13 protein-coding genes and 1 pseudogene are annotated in these 19,461 nt (G+C 38.7%); 8 read left to right on the top strand and 6 right to left on the bottom strand.

Annotation, left to right across the window (positions count from 1 at the left end; all coding sequences use genetic code 11):
• Positions 1-180 precede the first annotated feature (180 nt).
• Positions 181-2,742 (bottom strand): phosphoenolpyruvate carboxylase, encoded by a 2,562-nt coding sequence (gene ppc / locus B5D82_RS04165; RefSeq protein ID WP_081149473.1) that lies wholly within the window; start codon positions 2,740-2,742, stop codon positions 181-183.
• 98 nt (positions 2,743-2,840) lie between these two features.
• On the opposite strand from ppc, the gene B5D82_RS04160 reads away from it, so the two are divergent.
• Both B5D82_RS04160 and B5D82_RS04155 read left to right on the top strand, forming a co-directional pair.
• Positions 2,841-3,785, top strand: a complete 945-nt coding sequence (locus B5D82_RS04160; protein ID WP_081149471.1) for a LysR family transcriptional regulator — start codon at positions 2,841-2,843, stop codon at positions 3,783-3,785.
• 134 nt (positions 3,786-3,919) lie between these two features.
• Complete coding sequence (locus B5D82_RS04155; RefSeq protein WP_081149469.1) at positions 3,920-4,822, top strand: HDOD domain-containing protein; 903 nt, start codon at positions 3,920-3,922, stop codon at positions 4,820-4,822.
• Positions 4,823-5,057: 235 nt separating this feature from the next.
• Here B5D82_RS04155 and B5D82_RS04150 read toward each other — a convergent pair whose 3' ends face one another.
• Positions 5,058-5,528 carry a DUF1499 domain-containing protein gene (locus B5D82_RS04150; RefSeq protein ID WP_245807553.1) on the bottom strand — a complete coding sequence of 157 codons (471 nt, stop codon included), beginning with the start codon at positions 5,526-5,528 and terminating at the stop codon, positions 5,058-5,060.
• 263 nt (positions 5,529-5,791) lie between these two features.
• Between B5D82_RS04150 and B5D82_RS04145 the strand changes: the two genes are divergently transcribed.
• The 3 genes and pseudogenes from B5D82_RS04145 to B5D82_RS20275 all read left to right on the top strand — a co-directional run.
• Positions 5,792-6,340, top strand: a complete 549-nt coding sequence (locus B5D82_RS04145) for a TrmH family RNA methyltransferase (RefSeq protein WP_081149468.1) — start codon at positions 5,792-5,794, stop codon at positions 6,338-6,340.
• A gap of 521 nt (positions 6,341-6,861) precedes the next feature.
• Complete coding sequence (locus tag B5D82_RS04140) at positions 6,862-8,049, top strand: methionine aminotransferase (protein ID WP_281255941.1); 1,188 nt, start codon at positions 6,862-6,864, stop codon at positions 8,047-8,049.
• 58 nt (positions 8,050-8,107) lie between these two features.
• A pseudogene (locus B5D82_RS20275) lies at positions 8,108-8,254 on the top strand (TrmH family RNA methyltransferase); the annotation flags it as partial.
• 99 nt (positions 8,255-8,353) lie between these two features.
• Here the strand turns inward: B5D82_RS20275 and B5D82_RS04135 are convergent.
• A complete protein-coding gene (locus tag B5D82_RS04135) occupies positions 8,354-11,611 on the bottom strand; it encodes a di-heme oxidoredictase family protein (RefSeq protein WP_081149466.1) in 3,258 nt (1,085 codons plus the stop codon).
• Positions 11,612-12,075: 464 nt separating this feature from the next.
• Between B5D82_RS04135 and ggt the strand changes: the two genes are divergently transcribed.
• Positions 12,076-13,770: a gamma-glutamyltransferase gene (gene ggt, locus B5D82_RS04130; RefSeq protein WP_081149464.1), complete on the top strand. Its 1,695-nt coding sequence runs from the start codon at positions 12,076-12,078 to the stop codon at positions 13,768-13,770.
• A 198-nt stretch (positions 13,771-13,968) separates the two neighbouring features.
• Here ggt and B5D82_RS04125 read toward each other — a convergent pair whose 3' ends face one another.
• The 3 genes from B5D82_RS04125 to B5D82_RS04115 form a co-directional block, all read right to left on the bottom strand.
• On the bottom strand, positions 13,969-14,787 hold the full coding sequence (locus B5D82_RS04125) for a mechanosensitive ion channel family protein (protein ID WP_081149462.1): 819 nt from the start codon (positions 14,785-14,787) through the stop codon (positions 13,969-13,971).
• Between the two features lie 565 nt (positions 14,788-15,352).
• On the bottom strand, positions 15,353-16,561 hold the full coding sequence (locus B5D82_RS04120; protein ID WP_081149460.1) for a porin: 1,209 nt from the start codon (positions 16,559-16,561) through the stop codon (positions 15,353-15,355).
• 388 nt (positions 16,562-16,949) lie between these two features.
• Positions 16,950-17,486, bottom strand: coding sequence for a hypothetical protein (locus B5D82_RS04115; RefSeq protein ID WP_081149458.1), 537 nt, complete (start codon positions 17,484-17,486; stop codon positions 16,950-16,952).
• A gap of 667 nt (positions 17,487-18,153) precedes the next feature.
• Here B5D82_RS04115 and B5D82_RS04110 point away from each other — a divergent pair.
• Entirely contained in the window at positions 18,154-18,444 is a 291-nt protein-coding gene (locus B5D82_RS04110; protein WP_081149456.1) for a hypothetical protein, read from the top strand.
• Between the two features lie 14 nt (positions 18,445-18,458).
• Positions 18,459-19,430: a hypothetical protein gene (locus tag B5D82_RS04105; protein ID WP_081149455.1), complete on the top strand. Its 972-nt coding sequence runs from the start codon at positions 18,459-18,461 to the stop codon at positions 19,428-19,430.
• Positions 19,431-19,461 lie beyond the last annotated feature (31 nt).

Raw genomic sequence — 19,461 nt, 5'->3', positions numbered from 1 at the left:
ATTAAGTCTAGACAAGTTATAAAAATACACAATATGCAGTCCCCCCTGAGAAAACCGTAAGCAAAGCGTAACGGCGCTTAAATAAGCATCAAAATTCACTCGCCATCTATTACTGTAAAAAAAAGAAAAAGCAGCCAAAAATGGCTGCTTCATAGTCTAAGTAATGCTTTCATTTAAAGGCTAACCCGTATTTCGCATCCCTGTTGCGATACCCGTCATACTTACCATCAACAACTGCTCACAAACTGGATGTTCAGGTTGTTTTCGCAAACGTTTTAATGCTTCTATCTGCAACAAGTGCAATGGTAGTAAATACGGTCGACGTAAATTAAACGAGGTTAAATTCCAAGGGTCACTCTCCAACGATTCTGTTTGTCCAAGCAACTCAAGCACCGTTTTTCTATCCGCCGTTAATTGTGCTCTTAGTACCTCGCCCATGGGTAGTAAGTCCTTTTCAACCAAACTTTCATCATATAATTTAGATATATTAATATCAGACTTTAAATACACCATTTCAGTCAATGAGATACGGGCTCTAAAATATGGCCAGTTATCTAGCATGTCTTTAATGGCATCTTTGTGTGTTGTACCCGCATCAGCAATCGCTTGACCAAAGCCTAACCAGCTTGGCACCACTAATCGATTTTGGCTCCAAGCAAATATCCATGGAATGGCGCGTAACGACTCAATGCCGCCATCAGACTTACGTTTACTAGGACGAGAGCCTAACGGTAAAGATGACAACTCTTGCTCAGGCGTTGCTTGTCGAAAATAAGTGACAAAATCGTCTTGTTCACAGACATAGTTACGGTAAATATCACAGCTACTTTTTGCCATGTCTTCCATCGCATTACGCCAAGTGTCTTTAGGTGCAGGCTGTGGCTTCACTAAGCTGGCTAATATTGCACTGGCGTATAAGTGTAAGCTACGCACAGCTAAATTAGGTAAACCAAATTTAAAGCGAATGGTTTCGCCCTGCTCTGTAACCCTTAATCCACCTTCTAAAGTTCCCGGAGGTTGCGATGCAATAGCCGCATGAGCTGGCCCGCCGCCACGGCCAATAGTGCCGCCTCGACCATGAAATAATTTCAGCACAATATTATGACTTTTCGCTGCTGCGACTAATGCTTCTTGAGCCTGATATTGCGCCCATGCGGCGGCTAGCACGCCAGCATCTTTCGCGGAATCACTATAACCTATCATTACGTGTTGCGCGCCATGCGTGCGTTTTGTGTAATCTTTATCAGTTAATAACTTATCAATAACCCCTGCCGCACTATTTAAATCGTCTAGGGTTTCAAACAGTGGTGCGATTGGCATATCCCAAGCAATACCGGTTGCTTTCATTAATAAATTAACTGTCAGTACATCGCTTTGTTCACTGGCCATCGAAATAATATAGATACCTAATACTTCTTTAGGTTGTTCTGCTATGAACTTGAACGTATCGAGCACCTCTTGCGTTTGCTCGCTCCATGTTACTTTCGGCAAGAGTGGTCTTGGGTTGTTAAGTTCTTGTTGAAGAAATTCACAACGTTTTTGCTCATTCCACGATAAATAATCGCCTAAACCTAAACTTTGGGTAATTTCTGAAATGGCTTGATCATGAAATTCACTGTGTTGGCGAACATCAAGCTTAACTAATGAAATCCCAAAACAATGTATTTTACGAATAACGTCTAGCAACATTGAATTAGCAGCTCGGTCGAGTCCTGCATCTAATAAGTTCTCACGACAAATAACTAAAGGCTTGAGCAATGCTTCTGGGCTAGCGATAACGCCACTAGTTTTATTTTCTTTCAACAGTGAAACACTGCGCTCTAGTTGTGCAATGGTTTGCTTTAAAATATGACGATAAGGACCAATATTATCAGTATCTGCAACGGTTAATTCATCACTGGCTTTGTTCATTGACAGTTCAAGATACAGGTTTTGAAAATCGAGTAAATACAGTTCAGCCGCCAGTAATCTGGCATTAATAATAGCCTGTTTACTCAGTTCTGCGGTAACAAACGGGTTACCATCGCGATCACCCGCCATCCAACTTGCCATCGTAATCGGCGTAGCGTCTAAAGGTAATGCTTGGCCCGTAACAGCCTGACATAATTCATCAAGCTCACGCACAAAAGTAGGTACGGCAAACCATAAGCTATCCCGAATAGCATCTAACCCCCAACGCGACTCATCTAATGGTGTCGGACGTTGCGAGCGTATTTCACTGGTATGCCACGCTTGCTCAATTAGCTCTTCAATACGGCCATTTAAATCAGCACCTGATTGTCCTAACTCTTCAGCAACTTCATGGTATTTATGAATAAATGTCCGACGATTAACCTCTGTTGGATGCGCGGTTAGCACCAATTCTATATGGAGTTTATTAATGGCTGACAAAAATGCTTCAGGCGTACATCCGCTAACTTGCTCTTTTAAAGAGGCTAAAGGATGCGGTAAATCAAGCTCAGAAAGGCCTTGCTCGCTGGTGGTATGTTGCTGTTCAGCAATATTAGCCAAGTTCAAAAATTGACTAAACGCGCGGCCATAAATCAATAATTCTTGTTCATCGCATGATTCAAATAAGGTTTGTAGCTCATCTATAGCGAGAGCGTCTTGTGCAACACCATCTTTGGCAAGTAAACGCACACGTTCAACATTTTCTAGCCAACGTTGGCCTTTATCATTGGCAATGGTTTTACCCAGTACAGAACCAAGTGAACGAATATTTTGTGATATTGTTTCTAACATACTTTGTTCTCTTATTAAGCTAAGTAACATAAGCGTAGAATTAATTTCAAATAGAGTCTAATATATAAAATTAATCTTTATCATAGACAAATATCTATATGTCATTAAGTTTGCAGTCAAACCGACAGCCAACCATGAGGCAGTTACAACTTATTCAAGCATTGGCTCGATACCAAAATTTGTCAGTTGTCGCCGAAAATCTGCATATATCTCAGCCCTCGGTTTCAATTCAATTAAAAAATTTAAGCGAATTAATCGGTTTACCCGTGTACCAAATGCAAGGTCGAAAACTTACCCTTACCGATGCGGGTAAAGCAGTATTACGCAGTGCAAATACCATATTTCAAAGTCTAGATAACCTTAAAACTGACATAGATAATTTACAAGGTGTGATCACAGGCACCTTATTAATCTCAGTGGTCACCACCGCGCAATACTTTTTACCTTTGCTGCTCGCTGCTTTTGCCAAAAGACATCCGAAAGTAGAGATCAAGTTAGAAATAGGTAATCGGGAGAACATACAAAGCCGACTACTTGAGAATAGTGACGACTTTTACATCTTCAGCAATATTCCACAAAACGTGCAAGTCATTGAAACACCATTTTTAGAGAATGAAGTGGTCGTCGTCGTACCTGAAAATCATGAATTAGCACAGTTTCCTAAAGTCAGTTTAACGCGCTTAAGCCATTACCCCTTTATTTTACGTGAAGCAGGATCTGGCACACGCGAATATACCGTTGAATTATTTAAGCAACATGGCCTCAGCCTAAATGAGAAAATGACTATCGCTAGCAGCGAAGCAATAAAACAAGCTGTTGCAGCAGGTTTAGGCATATCGGTTCTAAGTAAGCACAGCTTAGATTTCGGCATAATGCCTGGAATTAAAATCATTAATGTAGAGCATTTCCCCATTCGCAGTAAATGGCGATTAGTGCAAAACGCCTCAAGACAACCGACCCTACTCGCAGACGCATTTCACAAGTTTATGGTAGAAAATGGCGGAGAGATATTAGCCTCGGCTGTTCAAAATAATCAGCAATAAGTCGCGGAAAGTTATAATCAAATATCGACATATCTCAGCCTAATGATATAGTTAGGTATAATTAGGTATAGTTTATGATAGTTGGTACATAGTAAAAAATTGCATCAACTTACAGAATATAAGGAGGTATTCAAATGCTAACGAACATTTCAACGAGCTTTTATGACGTTATGTTTGGCGATATAAATTCTAATATACCTATGGGCAAGCTCGAAACCAAAGTATTACAAAAAGTCAGAGCTATATTAAATAACCCCGATAGACTTAGTCAGCATATTCCTGCATTACCAGCGATGATAGTTCGCCTTTTAAATACAATTGACGATCCAGATTCAAGTGTCCTCAGCTTTGTTGAAATTATTGAGCAAGATCCCTCATTTGCTATAGCCGTATTAAAAACAGCTAATTCAGCAATTTATCATCGAGGCGAAAAGGAAATCGTATCGCTAAATCGTGCGATAACGTTTTTAGGGTTGTCTGGACTGTTACGTATTGCCACTACACTGTTAATGGCTAACGTTATTCCATGCAAACCTATTTATTACAAAATGTTCGGTAAACAAATTTGGGTTCACTCTGTACAGTGTGCCACGCTATGCGAACTATTAGCCACTAAACAAGATGAAAACGGATTTGACGCTTATTTCTTGGGTTTAATTCATGATTTAGGGAAAATCATCGTATTTGATTGCCTATCACAAGCACTTGCGGAAGAATTATCAAGCCTACCTGGTACCAAAGTTTTCAAAAAATTGATGACTGAAATGTCAATCGACATCAGTTATTTTATAGCTTTAGAGTGGAAACTACCAAAAATATATGCTGAAGCGTTAAGCCAGCAACGAACTTCAACCCGTTCAGCTTTGGCAGAGGTGCTATATAAAGCCAATCAATTAAGCGAGGTATATTTAATGATGGTAAAAGGCATAATTTCTGAAGATGAATGTGAAAATATACTAAATGAACATGCCGTCGATAAAGATATTTGGCTTAAGTTTACTGATATAGCTCCTGAAATTGAAAACAGTATAAGTTAACCAAATTGGCTGAGCTTATTTTATCGAGCTCAGCTATAAATAGTTCATCGTCGCTTTTAAAATAACCTAAACACTCCAAACTGAAACAGCCTAACAGCCTTTAACATTAATTCCCGCAAACGCTGCTAAGCAGTAAACCACTATGAAAGCTAAATTATCTTATAGCACTGAAAAGCATAGCTAAGCTGTAAAATTTAGCGTATTTATTCGACTTAGCGCAACAGCTAACTCTGCTTTAATAACTTTTAAGTGTTTCAAATTTAAGTCTAATTTTTTCAACTCGTTCTCTATTAACATTAAAGTCTGAATAACCAAGCCTAGAAGCTGAGCGCACATGTACAGTGGTATCACTAGACATTGTCTCTGGGAAATAAAACTCCACATCATCAACAAAACCAAATATTTTAGAAGTGAACTCAGCTCTAACATAACTACTTTCGCTTACCGTGACTTTCGAGTTTTCAAAACCATTCACGACTTTCAAAATATCATTTTTTACTGCTACTTTCGTATCCGCAATAATTATAGGTTCAATATAGTGCGCTTCACCTTGTGAGAAACTATTAACGCAATTGGGTTTATCCGGGCATGGCGTTAGTTGCCCATTTTCAACGCCTAAAATGGGAGCCTTTGATGTACATCCGGCTAAAACGATTAAACTCGTGAAGGCAATGCTAGTGAAAGAAAATTGTCTGACTTTATTCAAAGCTACAACCCCTTAATGTGAATACATGTGTGTAAAGTAATCATAATTGACTCTGTACTTATTTTCTTCTTTTTATTACCAGTACTGCGTTAATAGTTGAACTAAATTTACCAAACGGTTTATAAACATTAATTTGATCTTCGCTAAATAAAACCGCACAATCCTCCGCTGCGCTAAACCAAGGGTTTAAGCTCAGTAATCTACGTTTAGTAAAGAATCAGCACATATTTATATCAAGCAGCAAAGTAATTAGAGTAGAAATAATGCCCTCAAAAATACAACTCAGTAAAGAAGAACTTAGAGAAAACAAACTAACGCGAGACGAATACTTAACTAAACCAAAAATTCCGTTAGTGGTGGTGTTAGACAACGTTACTAACAGCTACAATATTGGTGCTTTTATTCGCTTGGCTGATGCTTTTGCTATTGAGAAAGTGATTGTTTGTGGCACTGGTGCATTGAGTATTTCAGATAAAAAGATGAAAAAAGCCTCAAGAAATGAAGCCAAATGGGTTTGTGTTGAACATAGCGACAGCACTACTGCAAGCTTACAAACGTTACTAGATGACGGTTATTCAGTTTACAGTGTTGAGCTCTGTCAGGCATCTGTTGATTACACCACGGTTGCTTACCCAGCTAAGAGCGTATTAGTTTTAGGTAATGAGCGTAAAGGTGTCAGTGAAGCCGCATTAGAAATGAGTCATCAACAAATACATATCCCAATGTTTGGCATGGGTAACTCACTCAATGTATCAACCGCTGGCGCTATTGTATTAGCTGAATGTGCGAACCAAATTAGAAAGCTAATCTAAAACAACACCAAGCCACTTTAAAAAAGAACTAAGCAATTAATTGACTAGAAATTATCAGTTTAAATAATTGATAATTAAAAACATTTCGAAACCAATCGCACCAATAATGGCAATACACTAGACCATTTCAATGCCTAACATACCCACACTGTGATAACCAACACCACGCTTAACAGACCATCGTCAATACCGGTTAAAAAGGCTTCAACGATGGTTCTGTGCCGCTTTTATTTAAAGCACTTTTAACCACTCTAGCAAACGCTTCAAGTTACACGTCACTAAGCTAAAAGCTCATTACAGATAGCTAATCTCGTATTAATAATTGAACTCAATCGCCGTTAGCCTTAACATCTTATTTATTCTGTTCACTGGCGTTTGAATTAATGTCACTGAGCTATACCGAGTAACAGTACCGATTAACTTGACTATTAACAGTAGCTATTAATTCTTACTGACTAAATTATCACGGCTAAAACCGTAACCACTTTAACGAGTGCCTAATAAAAATTAAGTGAGTTTTTGTGTCATCTTCTTTTACCAGCAAAATGCCTAATGTAGAAACCAGCATTTTTACCGAAATGTCGATCTTGGCGAATCAATATCAGGCGATTAATTTATCTCAAGGTTTCCCTGAATTTGATACCCCTAATTTTTTGAAAGATAAAATTAATCAAGCGATCAGTGAAGGGAAAAACCAATACTCACCGTCAAACGGTTTACCTGAACTATTAACGCAAATTGCTGAAATGGTGCATAGACAATATCAAACGCATTTACCCGATGCGCAAAAGCTTAATGGACTAAACAACGTAACAATAACCTCTGGTGCTACTGAAGCGTTATGGGTTGCTATACAAACTTTGGTGCGACCGAATGATGAAGTTATTATTTTTGATCCCGCTTACGACTCATACGAGCCGGCCGTTGAACTTGCAGGCGGTATTTGTCGCCATATCACGCTTGATGCACCTAACTACGCAATAAATTGGCCACGAGTAGAGCAAAGTATTAATGAAAAAACCCGCGCCATTATTATTAACAGTCCACACAACCCTACGGGTTCAATACTGAGTGAGTCTGATCTTGATACACTGCAAAGCTTAGTTGAAAAACATAACTTATATGTTATTAGTGACGAGGTTTACGAACACATGACTTTTGACGGCTTACGCCATGAAAGTGTGCTTCGTTACCCTCAACTGTTTAACCGCAGCTTTGTCGTTTCTAGTTTTGGTAAAACCTTTCATTGTACGGGTTGGAAAATGGGGTATTGCGCCGCCCCTAATGAACTTATGGCCGAGTTTAGAAAAATTCATCAATACGTGACCTTTTGCTCCTTTACGCCAGCACAAATTGCTATTGCACAAATGCTAAAAGAACAGCCGGCACATATCACTGAATTAGCGAGTTTTTATCAACAAAAGCGCGATGTTCTGATTAATGCATTAAAAGACTCACGCTTTACCTTGCTGCCATCTAAAGGCACATATTTCTTATTATTAGATTACTCGGCAATTTCAACGCTAAATGACCGAGAGTTTTGTCAGTGGTTAACTAAAGAAGTAGGTGTTGCTGCCATTCCACTTAGCCCGCTGTACCCTGTTGAACAAAGACCGAGTTACCATAAGAATAATAAAGTGATCAGACTTTGTTTTGCAAAAAATGACGACACATTACGTAAAGCAGCGGAAATATTATGTCAACTTTAACCATAGCAGCCGTGCAATTTGACATACATTGGCCTGGTTAAAGCAAATAGCACAGCAGTACAAAGGTGTAAGTGAAGCCGCATTAACATTGAGCCATTAACACATTCATATCCCTATGTTTGGCATGGGTAACTCGCTTAATGTTTCAACCGCAGGTGCAATCGTCTTGGCAGAGTGTGCTAATCAAATTAGAAGTCAGCTTTAAAGATCAATAACGCTAACTCTAGCTAAGTCATAGGTATAACAATTAACTCTGCCTTATTGATCAATACATTGTCTAAAATCCACTGAATTAGCGATTAACTTATAACGACTGTAAAAAGGATAACAGTGCAGCTTCATCAGCATCAGAGAGTGCTTCGTACTTAACTTTAGCACTTTGTGACTCGCCGCCATGCCAAAGAATAGCTTCATCTATGGTTCTGGCACGTCCGTCGTGTAAGTAACTATGTTCCGGCGTACAAACTTCATTACCTTGTCCGCCAACTGTGTTTACTACGCCACCAGTAACACAAGCCGACAAGCCTATACCCCATAATGGTGTTGTGCGCCATTCAGCACCTGTAGCGTTGCCTTCACCTAAGTTATCAGCCAAGCCCTCACCCATATCGTGCAATAGTAAGTCAGTATAAGGGTGAATTGTTTGGTTTCTTAATTCACTAAAGGGATGATATATGCTGGTTTGTAGAGTCGGGGTATGACAATCAACACAGCCAATGTTTGAGAATATAGCTTTTCCTTGTTGCACTTGGGTATCGTCAAGGTTACGTTGTGCCCGCACCCCCAATAGCGCGATATATTTCACAAGGTCGTCTATATGCTGCTCGCTTAATTCTATTTGGTCGTCACCACATTCATTCCTTAATTTTTGTGCAGAGCCGCAATCTGGCATTGGCAATACAGCGGTCATTACCCCCATATCAGTATTAAATGCTGACGCAACTTGATGCTTGATACTAGCCGTTGCAGCTTTCCAACCAAAACGTCCAAGACGAATTTGCTGTGTTTGTGGGTCTATCGTACTTTGTGCTTTGCCTGAAATACCAAAAGGCGCTACCTCGTCATATTCGTCTGCCATCGCTAAAATAGTTTCTTCAGGAATAGCTTCTAATAGCCCTAAGCCGACAAGTTGTGGCGCTATACGTGCTGAAAACTTTTCTGGGGTTCCGGTAGAGAATTGATAATTTGGTGAGCGTAAACCATCAACTTCGGTCCATGAAGCAATAGCAACGGTGCCTTCATTTTGTACATTTCCGGTATTGGAAGGCTGTAAAACATTACCGCGCTGGGCATCAGGATTACCATCAGCATCGGCAATTTTAAATACCCATTTATCTAATGCTTCGCCTATAGGAGCCGGTGCTGCTCTGCCGTTACGCTCATGGCAACTTGCACAGCTATTATTAACAAAATGTGTACCTGACTTACCAACCATCTCAGCAAAAATACCATTTGCAGGGTCTTCATCATGCATACCATCAACAAAAGAAGTGTGATGAATACGGCGCCCCAAAACAAATGCTTGTCCATTTAGGCTAGATAAATTAGTCGCCATTTGCATAAAGTGATCGTTAGGCTCATTGGTATACTGATAAGGAAGTGTTGTGTTACCACCTAACCAGCCTTGTTTAGCTATAGGGTGAGAGTTTTCTCGCTGGGAAGATTTATCATCAAAATCACCGAGTGTTTTCCAAGGAACCATACCGCCCTTACCCACTTGATAAAGATAGGTAGTGCCATAATAGTTTGAGCGCCCTTCTGGTACCCCGAGTAAAAATTGGCTGATTTCAATTTCCATATGTTGGCCAATGTTGAGGGGTTCAGTACTACCATTAAGTCCACGAAATTCATTTATAGTTAATGAATATTTATATTGTTCACCTGTGGTACTGGTTTGCACAAGATCGTCATCATAAGTGCCACGCCCTTCAGTTATAACATTAGGCTCATAATTACCATGATATTGAGCAACAGTATTCATACCGAAGTACCACGCCCTAAACTCTAATGCTTCGAGTTGCCACTCAGTAACCCACTCAATTAAAATCGATGAACCTCCTTTTTCAACAAAATCGGTAAACTTGTAACGTGCTGTTCTGTGAGTCCAATAATGAGAAAGATAATGATCGTATTGTTGAAATTGATCTTCTTTAGCGTGACGGTCTCGACCTCGGTCAGCAAACATAGTGATAACCGCATCATTAGTTTCATAAATTAGGTCATGCTCTTGCACTGTACTTGAGGTATAAAGCGGTACAGTATCTCCAAATAAGCCGTAGGCTTGACTATGCCACCCGGCTAATTCATTGCCTTCAGTCATACCTGCGGAATTGTCGCCAATAAAAAAATATAATGGTTTGCTCTGATATGCGGCTTGTGTTGTGCCATCATTACGGATAATTGTAGATAAATTTGGCACACCCGATGCGATACCATCAGTAACTAAAAGTGGGGGCCAGTTGGTTGCACAACTGTTATTGCAATTGCTACCTTCAGAGCCAATGTCATTATCGAATGTATACAATGTAAAGCCGGGATTTGTACTGTCTTTGCCGCCCACCAATATGTCATTATCAAAAGCCACTTCAATTAACTGTTCTATAGCTTCACAGCCAAAAGCATCAACATTCGTATCAATCGGGGTATTTGGGCAGTTATCAAGATTATCAAACACACCGTCACTGTCAGTATCTGAACAACCAACATCATTAATTATTGCATTGACTGGTGTATTCAAACACAGGTCAGAATCGTTACCAACGCCGTCTAAATCATCATCTATAACCAAGGTTATTTGTAACCAATTAATATTGAATGAGCCCGTATTTATAGTTAAGCGTAATGTAAAAGTACCGCCGGTTGATAAAAATGAATTTACACGTTGAGCCTGAAAGGTTTGCCATCCGCCAGTATTACCAACACTGTCGCTGCCGACATTATTACCATTTATAGCAATGGAATAGTTACCTCCTCCTGTAGCGGAAGCCACGCGGCTACTTATGTCATATGTCCCCGCGCTTAACGTTATTGAATATTCAAGCCATTCAGATGCTTGTGTATAACCAATATTGTAACCACCACCAGTATCAGATGTAACTTCTATATCTACTTGGTCGTTACGATAATTTGCGCCACCTTCATTACTGGGTGAAGTGTCAAAGTAAGCAACGTAATCTTCTGCTTGAATAGTAATATCGACTATTTGTGAAGCAACTTCACAACCTAAACTATCAACCTCTGTGTTTTCTGGCGTGTTAGGACAGCTGTCTATTTCATCATTAACACCGTCATTATCACTATCAACACTTACGATAATTATGCAGCCATTAATGTCTACTTGGCTATTTGTTGGGGTATTAGGACAACTATCGACTTGATCAAAAACGCCATCCCCGTCGTTGTCTAAGTTTACAACTTCTTCTGATTCAGACGCTGTGCCTCCTCCCCCGCCACAACTGATAAGGGTTAAAAGTAATAACAAGGAGATTGTTTTTTTAGCAGTAACATTTAAAGTATGTATTAACACACTTAAATCGCTTATATTTATTAATTGTCGGTTCATTATTCATCTCAAAATTACTTTCCAAACAAGTAAAACAGCTTATCTATAATTATCATAAAAATTACAGGTTAATATTTATATTTATCTGATTTATATATGATAATTAAATAACTGTCAGTATAGTTATAGTTGTAAACAGCAAAATATAAGGAGTTCGCATAAGAAATTTTAAGCGTAAAACACTTCAAATATGGCTAAAAATCACAATACAGTAATCAACCACTTTAACCATAAACATTCGACAAAGGGGTACTTATATCAATACGAAAAGCTGAAGCGTTATATAAACAAGTTGAGTTGTTTACATAAAATTGCTATTTGTGTTTTCTCAATCCAGACAATAAAGTCATAGATTCATTATTTGATCACGGTGTGTAATTTATATCCGTGGTATAGTCAAAAAATATAGAGTTGCTAAGGCAAATAAACCGGCAACCCATTGAATAACAACCAAGGAATACCCCATGATAAATGGTGCTCGTTTTTATATTTTCGTTTCTATTTTACTTTTTTCAACCTTCTCTTCTTATGCTAATTCTGCGGGCAAAGTTAACCCACAAGTTTCTCAAGCAGCAGTAGCGATACCGGACAAATATGCAGCTAAAGTTGCTGAAGACATACTGCTCGCAGGCGGCAATGCGGTCGACGCAGCTATTGCCACGGGTTTTGCATTAGCTGTAACTTATATTGATGCGGGAAATATTGGTGGCGGTGGATTCATGCTGATCTACATTGACGGCAAAGCCTTGTTTTTAGACTACCGTGAAACTGCACCCTTAACCGCACATCGCGATATGTATCTTAATGATGAAAAGGCCGTTGTACAAAATTTGAGTTTAATTGGTGCTAAAGCGCCTGGCGTACCTGGCACCGTTGCCGGCTTTTGGGAAGCGCATCAGCGCTTTGGTAAACTGTCTTGGAGTAAATTAATAGAACCCGCGATTAAGCTAGCTGAAGAAGGCTTTATTCCAGCAAATATTCTCGTTGACAACATACAAGATCATTACCAACGCTTTGACGGGCTGACTAACTTTAAAACCTATTTTGGTAGTGTTGAACATGGCAAAAATTTTAAACAGCCAGAGCTTGCAGAAACCTTAAAACGCATTGCAAAAAATGGTCGTAAAGAATTTTATCATGGCGAAACAGCAAAGTTACTTGTTAAGCAAATGCAGAAAAGCGGCGGTATTATCAGTGCTCAAGATCTTGCGCAATACAAAGCCGTGTGGAGAGAGCCCTTAAAAGCAAATTGGCGCGACTATCAAATACTATCTTCTCCACCGCCAAGCTCTGGTGGCTTTGGTGTGATCCAATTACTGAAAATGAAAGACTATTTAAGTAAAGAATTTGAAGGCGTTACTCATAACTCTGAGCAGTATGTCCATTTAGTGGCTGAAATGGAAAAACGCGTCTTTGCTGATCGCGCTGAATATCTGGGCGATCCTGCCTTTGTTGATATTGACATGACACACTTAATCAGTGACGAATACATCAAACGACGCGCCATGGAAGTAAAACCAAATGAAATATCGCGTTTAGAGTCGGTCAATCCAGGACTTCAGTCTCCTAATACCACACATTACTCCATTGTTGATGCCGACGGCAACGCCGTTTCAAATACTTATACTATTAACTGGGCATATGGCTCTGGCGTGGTGGTTGAAGGTGCAGGTTTCTTATTAAACAACGAAATGGATGACTTTAGTGTTAAACCTGGAGTCGCCAATATATTCGGTGTTGTCGGAAATACCGCTAATGAAATTCAGCCGGGCAAGCGCATGTTATCTTCTATGTCGCCAACTATACTGTTGCAAGACAATAAAGCCGTTATGGTTATCGGCACACCGGGTGGCTCAACCATTTTTACTTCGGTATTCCAAGCGATAGTCAATATAATAGATTTTAAAATGACACCGCTTCAAGCCGCCAGTGCAAGCCGTTTTCATCACCAATTATTACCACCTGACCTAATCACTCAAAGCCCTTCTCTCCCGTTACCTGACAGTACAATTGAAGCCTTAACCAAACGCGGTTACCGAGTTGAACCTCACAGCTGGGAGTTTGGTGATATTCAAGTTATCTGGAAGGACGGTGAACAACTTATTCCAGCATCAGACTCGCGCGATCGCGGTGTTTCCAAAGTTATTGATATAAAATAACAGTCTTGAAAAAGTATCACTATTAGTAAGGGTTCAACCCTTCTTTTAAAAATATAAAAGAGCTGACCAAGTAAATTGGTCAGCTCTTTTCGTTTACACTAAACATATTAGCCTAGTGGTAGCTATCGCCGTAAAAGTTAACTAATGGCATAGTCAGTAATCTAAACTATCGACTTTCATCAGTAGCCATGCTGAAAGCTATTCGTCATTTTTATGAATGTGAACATCCATTTGTGGGAAAGGAATATTTAACCCTTCTTGGGCAAATGTTTTATATACCTTCTCATTCATTTGAAAGTAAACGCCCCAATAATCAGGTGCATTTACCCATGCTCTGACAACAAAATTAACTGAGCTGTCTGCCAAAGCTGACACGGCTATAAATACATCGGGATCTTTTAAAATACGCTCGTCCTCATCGCATAAGCGTTTAATCACTTCTTTGGCTTTGTCTAAATCATCGCCGTAACCAACACCAATGGTCCAATCAACACGTCTTTTCGCCTCAGTTGAATAATTAATCATTGATGAGGTCGACAATCCCCCATTTGGAATAATGATAGTTTTATTGTCTCCGCTCTTCAAAATGGTATTAAAGATCTGTATTTCATTTACAGAGCCGCTATAACCCTGCGCTTCTATAAAATCACCCACTTTGAATGGTTTAAAAATAAGGATCATCACACCGCCAGAAAAATTCTGTAACGTACCCGACATAGCCAAGCCAATAGCTAATCCGAGCGCACCAACGATAGCGATAAACGAAGTCATTTCGATGCCCAACATACCAAGCACCGTAATAACTAACATAACTTTGAGCAGTCCACTGACAATTCCGCTCAAGAAAGGCTTTAACGATGGGTCCGTTCCGCCTTTGTTTAAGGCATTTTTAACGACACGGCCGATGATTTTTATAACCCAGCCACCAATGATCCAAACTAAGATCGCACCTATCAATTTAGGACCATAGAGTATTGCCATACTCGTGATTTGACTACCAATTTCTTCTGTATTCATATTTTATCCCTGATTTATTTGTAAAAAAATTAGAAAGAGCCTTAAAGCATCGTTTGTTTGTCTATTTTATTTTTGCTTATTTTTCATGGTGAAAACTTCACTTGAACAGGTGCCACAAGTTAATAGTTACCTTATGAATATAGGAGAGAAATTATGATTATTCTTAAAATATATAATGATTGGGAAGATTAGTTAAGAAATCTAGTTTTAAGACTGTAATATGACTAAACGTTGTAGCAATTAAAAATATTGAAAACATTGAAAATCAAAAGGGAATTTCAGCTTTAGACTCAAAGCGATACAACAATGAGACGGTGAGCTCAGAGACTTAGTTTAGCAATGAACAAATGCCTTATTTATATTCATGGCGGCATGCTTCACTGTTTAATAAAGCTTAATGTGATTAACTAGCTAAGATCTAACTAGCGTTTAAATCTATTGGATGGGCCTATTTTTCAATTACTGTCATACGTCATTTATCCATTAGCTAACAATAGCGCAATAAAAAAAGGCTCAACAACACGGCCGAACCTTTTATATAAGTAATTAAGTAAGAAAATTTAGCTTAAAGAGAGTAACGAATACCAATTGCAATGCCGTCATCTTCAGATAATTCCATTCTGGCTTGTTGCGCTTTGTCTGCACTAGTGAAATCACTATAATCACGACGAGCTTCAAGATATATCACGGTCTCTGGGTCAAATACATAATGTAGGCCAACTACAAAGAATTGACGTTTAAAATTATCTTTTGGGTCAGCATTAAAGTTAGGTTGAATGACGTAGTTAGTGCCCGCATCTAAAATATTGTACGAGAACAAAGTACGTATATCGTTATCGAATTTGTATGAAAATAATGATTCCATACCAACAGCTTCGTCAATCAAACGGCCGATATTATCGGTATCATGATTTTTGTTTTTATTGACGTTTACTGAAGCATAAAGCCCATTGTGCTTAAAGTTTCCCCACGTGATGCCCACACCGTAAATAAGGTCTACGGCTTTAGAAGTTCTCCCACTACCAAAGGTCACATCAAACTCGCCGCGGTTTACACCCGCGGTTAATACCAACTTATCAGTTGCTTGATAAGTTACTGCGCCACCATAAGTGTAGTTATAGTCAACTTGTTGTGCTGCATCTGAACCTGTTGCCAATAATTCTTCACAAGCCTCTTGGGTAATATTTTCATTATCACAGGTGTAAAAAGTGCTGTTTTTAAGCTGAGTTTGAACAGCAAAACTTATGTCGCCAAAGCTGTTGCGGTATTGTAATGTTTTGTCACCACGTCCGACGCCATTCACCGCACCATCATCTTTGTTGTAAGTGTAAACACCTGCAGTGTTACCATCCCAGACGAAGCCATAGTTTGTGCGGTATACCACGTCATACCATGCGCCCCATTGCTTGCCAATGGTGATGCTGCCATATTTGTCATGAGACAAGCCGATATAACCAAGACGGTTATAGAAAAACTCGTCTTGAATCGATTCAAAGCGATTGTTGTATACAATATCGGTACTACCGACTGGATTTACACCCCATTCAAGCAAGGCATTAGCTTGCCAATCATTCTTTAACTGACGACTAAAAGCAAAATTAATACGAGAACCACCATTTACAACTTCGGTTTCATCTTGAGTATTAATGACACGGGCATCGATAAAACCACCAATATTAACGCTATTAGTCTCATCTTTATAAATTTCTATTGCAGAAACTGTAGGCGCAATAACTATCGTCGAAAGCCATGCTGCAACTAATGTTTTATTCATTCAAATCTCTGTTTTGTTGTTGGAAAAAGGTTAACTTTGCTAAGTCACTGAGAGAATGCTTAGAGCTGTAATTCTAACAAATAAATAACTAGGACATCCAACCTTAAAGGCAATTAGATAGGACATCCATCTAAAATAAAAACAGGCAGTAAACAGCAGGTAAACAGTTGGTAAACAAGCAGTAAATCTAATTTGAAAATGGCAATATGAATACAAGTAGTAAGCGCTTATAAAGTATTTGACTGCGATGTTGAAATAGTACAGATGAAAAATAGCGCTTGGCTTTCATTCAAGAGAAATTAACGGTGGGGTCTAATTAATTCACTAAAAAAGCGAATCATTACTGATTCGCCTTTTAATAATTGTGCTTATTTGCGCCTTTTTGAAATTACTGAGTTATCCTTACTGTGCCAGATACTACTTCAAAATTATTTTGGCCAAATTCAGGTAAAGATGGGCAGTTATTTATGACCCCCTTCATTACAATAAAGCTACCTGGCTCTATACCAGCATAAATACCTGTACCTGCAACAAAATTTAATGTTTCTTCAACTTCAAAAGGTATGGTACCAGCGCCGTTATTACAAGTTGGATCGCCAGCGTAAATCGCCGTAAACGTGTCGCTTTCTGTATACAAAACACCGGTACGATCTTTGTTAACAAAGGTGTGATTCGCAGTAAAATCAGGATTCAAAAGCCCTCTGGAAATACCCACAGCAATTAGATTTCCAGCTTTAAACTTTGAGCCTACAATTGGTTTTAATACGATTCTATATCTACCTAATTGCTCGGTCTGGGATACAGCAAGTGTTTCTGAAAAACCACTTTTAGCCTCATACACTATGGTGTTTTCAGTTGTTCCTGCAGCGAAAGCAGAACTACTAGACAAAGATAACAATGCAGCACTAACTAATAATTTTTTCATAATAATATCCATTTATTTTTCAAAGTATTATCCATCTATTATTTATTGACTTAAAAAGGTAAAACTTCAATCAAATTCCAATCAAATATCAATCAAATATCAATCGTATATCAATAACTGCTCCCCATTGATATTTGCCTACTAACACTAGTAGAGGGGGTGGGGTTTTACAATTAACTTCTTACTCCTGACTCCTGACTCACTTCTAATTGAGCTAGTATCATTCAAAAGGTCACACTTAATTTCCAAGACATAAGAGTGACAGAATACAGTTTTCTTGATTGCCTTTAATTTTGATTTTAAAGGGCATTTTAAGTGAGTCTGTTTCCGTTTATAAAAGATCTCGTCATTAATTTAATACCTTTAACCATTAGTTATAAATATTTGCTTTTTGTACGTTTCCACCTACTGTATAGATATATGGAACTATAATCAGTAAATAGCGAATGTTCATTTTCGTTACTTTTTCAAAGCTACACTTGGCTTGTCTCCAATACGAATTTTTTGCATTTTCTAAAAATACCAAAGCTTTTAATTAACTTAGATTAACCTTAGATAGCAACCTTCAGTATGTAGAATGGTCGGTTGTTGATAGCCGTAAATTTAAATACTGTATTATACTTCCGTTCAGGGTAAGTTCTTTGTTTTATATAAGGAAGTAGGTTATATGCAAGTTAAGTTTCAACAACTTATGCCATTATTTTTTCTCATTCTTAGTTCTTGCGCAGTCACTTATCAGGATAATGACGGTAACCAGAGAATTGTTGGATTCGTTAGTCTTACACTTGAAAAACCTGTCGACAATAGTTTAGTTGCAGGTGATAAAGTTAAAATTACCAACATTGGCGTTATGTACTCAGATACCCCAATACACAACGGGATTTCAATTGGCTATTACAGTGAAACAACCACCGTTTTGAAAAATGATGTGGCTGTAATGATTAAAGATGACAATTAAAATGGAGATTTAAGATGAACTTACGGGATAAATTTGTTTTTTTCACCTTATGTTTAAGTTTCGTGCTATCTGGGTGCAGCACAACAGACAGTGCTGTTTTTGTCACCAAAAGCACTATAGGGGTGGTTGATGTCGACAGCACTCCAGGAACTGTGTCTTTTGCATATGATCGTGTTGAGGGCTACTTTGGCCCTAATTATGAAAATGGAGCTGTACCTCCTGTAGTGGGTTCGATGAGAACAAGCGGAGAAATAATAAACCCTACAATAAAACAACTTTATGCTACGGGTGAAGCTGCAACATTAGTTATCGATGATAATGCAACTACTTATACGAAAAGCGATGATGATAAACTCACCGGCAAACGCCAAGCCTTAATATTTGGCACGAGTACCTCACTCGGATTTAAAATTGGCGTCTCAAACTCCAATCCTACCTTTACGTTAGGGTATAAAAGAAAAGAAGCATCCTACATCCCCATACATAAAGGGGTAAATGGGGCTGAAGACAAATACTCTTCTGTACTGGCAAGTATTGATACCACAGTAAAGACAGATGTTAATGGTAATGAATTTGAAAACGGACAATATTTTGCCACAGGCGAAGCGGCTAAGTTACTCGCTGTGCAACCATATATAAAAGGTGCATTTAAAAGCAGTGCAAAAAGTGCACTAGGGTCTTACGATGAAAACTTTTCAAAACAAGTTCAAAATCATTCAGGCATCACACGATGTGCCTTTAACTTAAAGAGCGAGCAGTGGCAAAGTGTCATTGATAATGGCATAGCGGCGCATTTATTTTCTGATTTAGATGATTCATTAACCTCATCTTTAAAGCAGTTTTCTTCGTCAAAATCGGCCGATGACTTGGTCATATTACTCCAACTATATTCAGAAGCTATTGCAGGAGGTATAAACCCTACTAATGAGCACAGTTTATTATTAAAAACCCATGAAGATTTAGTTTGTAATTTAGCGAGGAGTTAAGAAATGCCAGATAAAGTCATTCCGTGTGAAA

The organism is Cognaticolwellia beringensis (genome assembly GCF_002076895.1).
Taxonomy (GTDB): domain Bacteria; phylum Pseudomonadota; class Gammaproteobacteria; order Enterobacterales; family Alteromonadaceae; genus Cognaticolwellia; species Cognaticolwellia beringensis.
Note: the sequence above shows the minus strand (reverse complement) of the source record. Positions and strands in the feature narration are given on the sequence as shown.

Bases quoted from the DNA above. Each gene is read 5' to 3' on its own strand.
- B5D82_RS04135 (WP_081149466.1), bottom strand. From the start codon at position 11,611: ATGAACCGACAATTAATAAATATAAGCGATTTAAGTGTGTTAATACAT.
- ggt (WP_081149464.1), top strand. From the start codon at position 12,076: ATGATAAATGGTGCTCGTTTTTATATTTTCGTTTCTATTTTACTTTTT.
- B5D82_RS04125 (WP_081149462.1), bottom strand. From the start codon at position 14,787: ATGAATACAGAAGAAATTGGTAGTCAAATCACGAGTATGGCAATACTC.
- B5D82_RS04155 (WP_081149469.1), top strand. From the start codon at position 3,920: ATGCTAACGAACATTTCAACGAGCTTTTATGACGTTATGTTTGGCGAT.
- B5D82_RS04120 (WP_081149460.1), bottom strand. From the start codon at position 16,561: ATGAATAAAACATTAGTTGCAGCATGGCTTTCGACGATAGTTATTGCG.
- B5D82_RS04110 (WP_081149456.1), top strand. From the start codon at position 18,154: ATGCAAGTTAAGTTTCAACAACTTATGCCATTATTTTTTCTCATTCTT.
- B5D82_RS04145 (WP_081149468.1), top strand. From the start codon at position 5,792: ATGCCCTCAAAAATACAACTCAGTAAAGAAGAACTTAGAGAAAACAAA.
- ppc (WP_081149473.1), bottom strand. From the start codon at position 2,742: ATGTTAGAAACAATATCACAAAATATTCGTTCACTTGGTTCTGTACTG.
- B5D82_RS04105 (WP_081149455.1), top strand. From the start codon at position 18,459: ATGAACTTACGGGATAAATTTGTTTTTTTCACCTTATGTTTAAGTTTC.
- B5D82_RS04115 (WP_081149458.1), bottom strand. From the start codon at position 17,486: ATGAAAAAATTATTAGTTAGTGCTGCATTGTTATCTTTGTCTAGTAGT.
- B5D82_RS04160 (WP_081149471.1), top strand. From the start codon at position 2,841: ATGTCATTAAGTTTGCAGTCAAACCGACAGCCAACCATGAGGCAGTTA.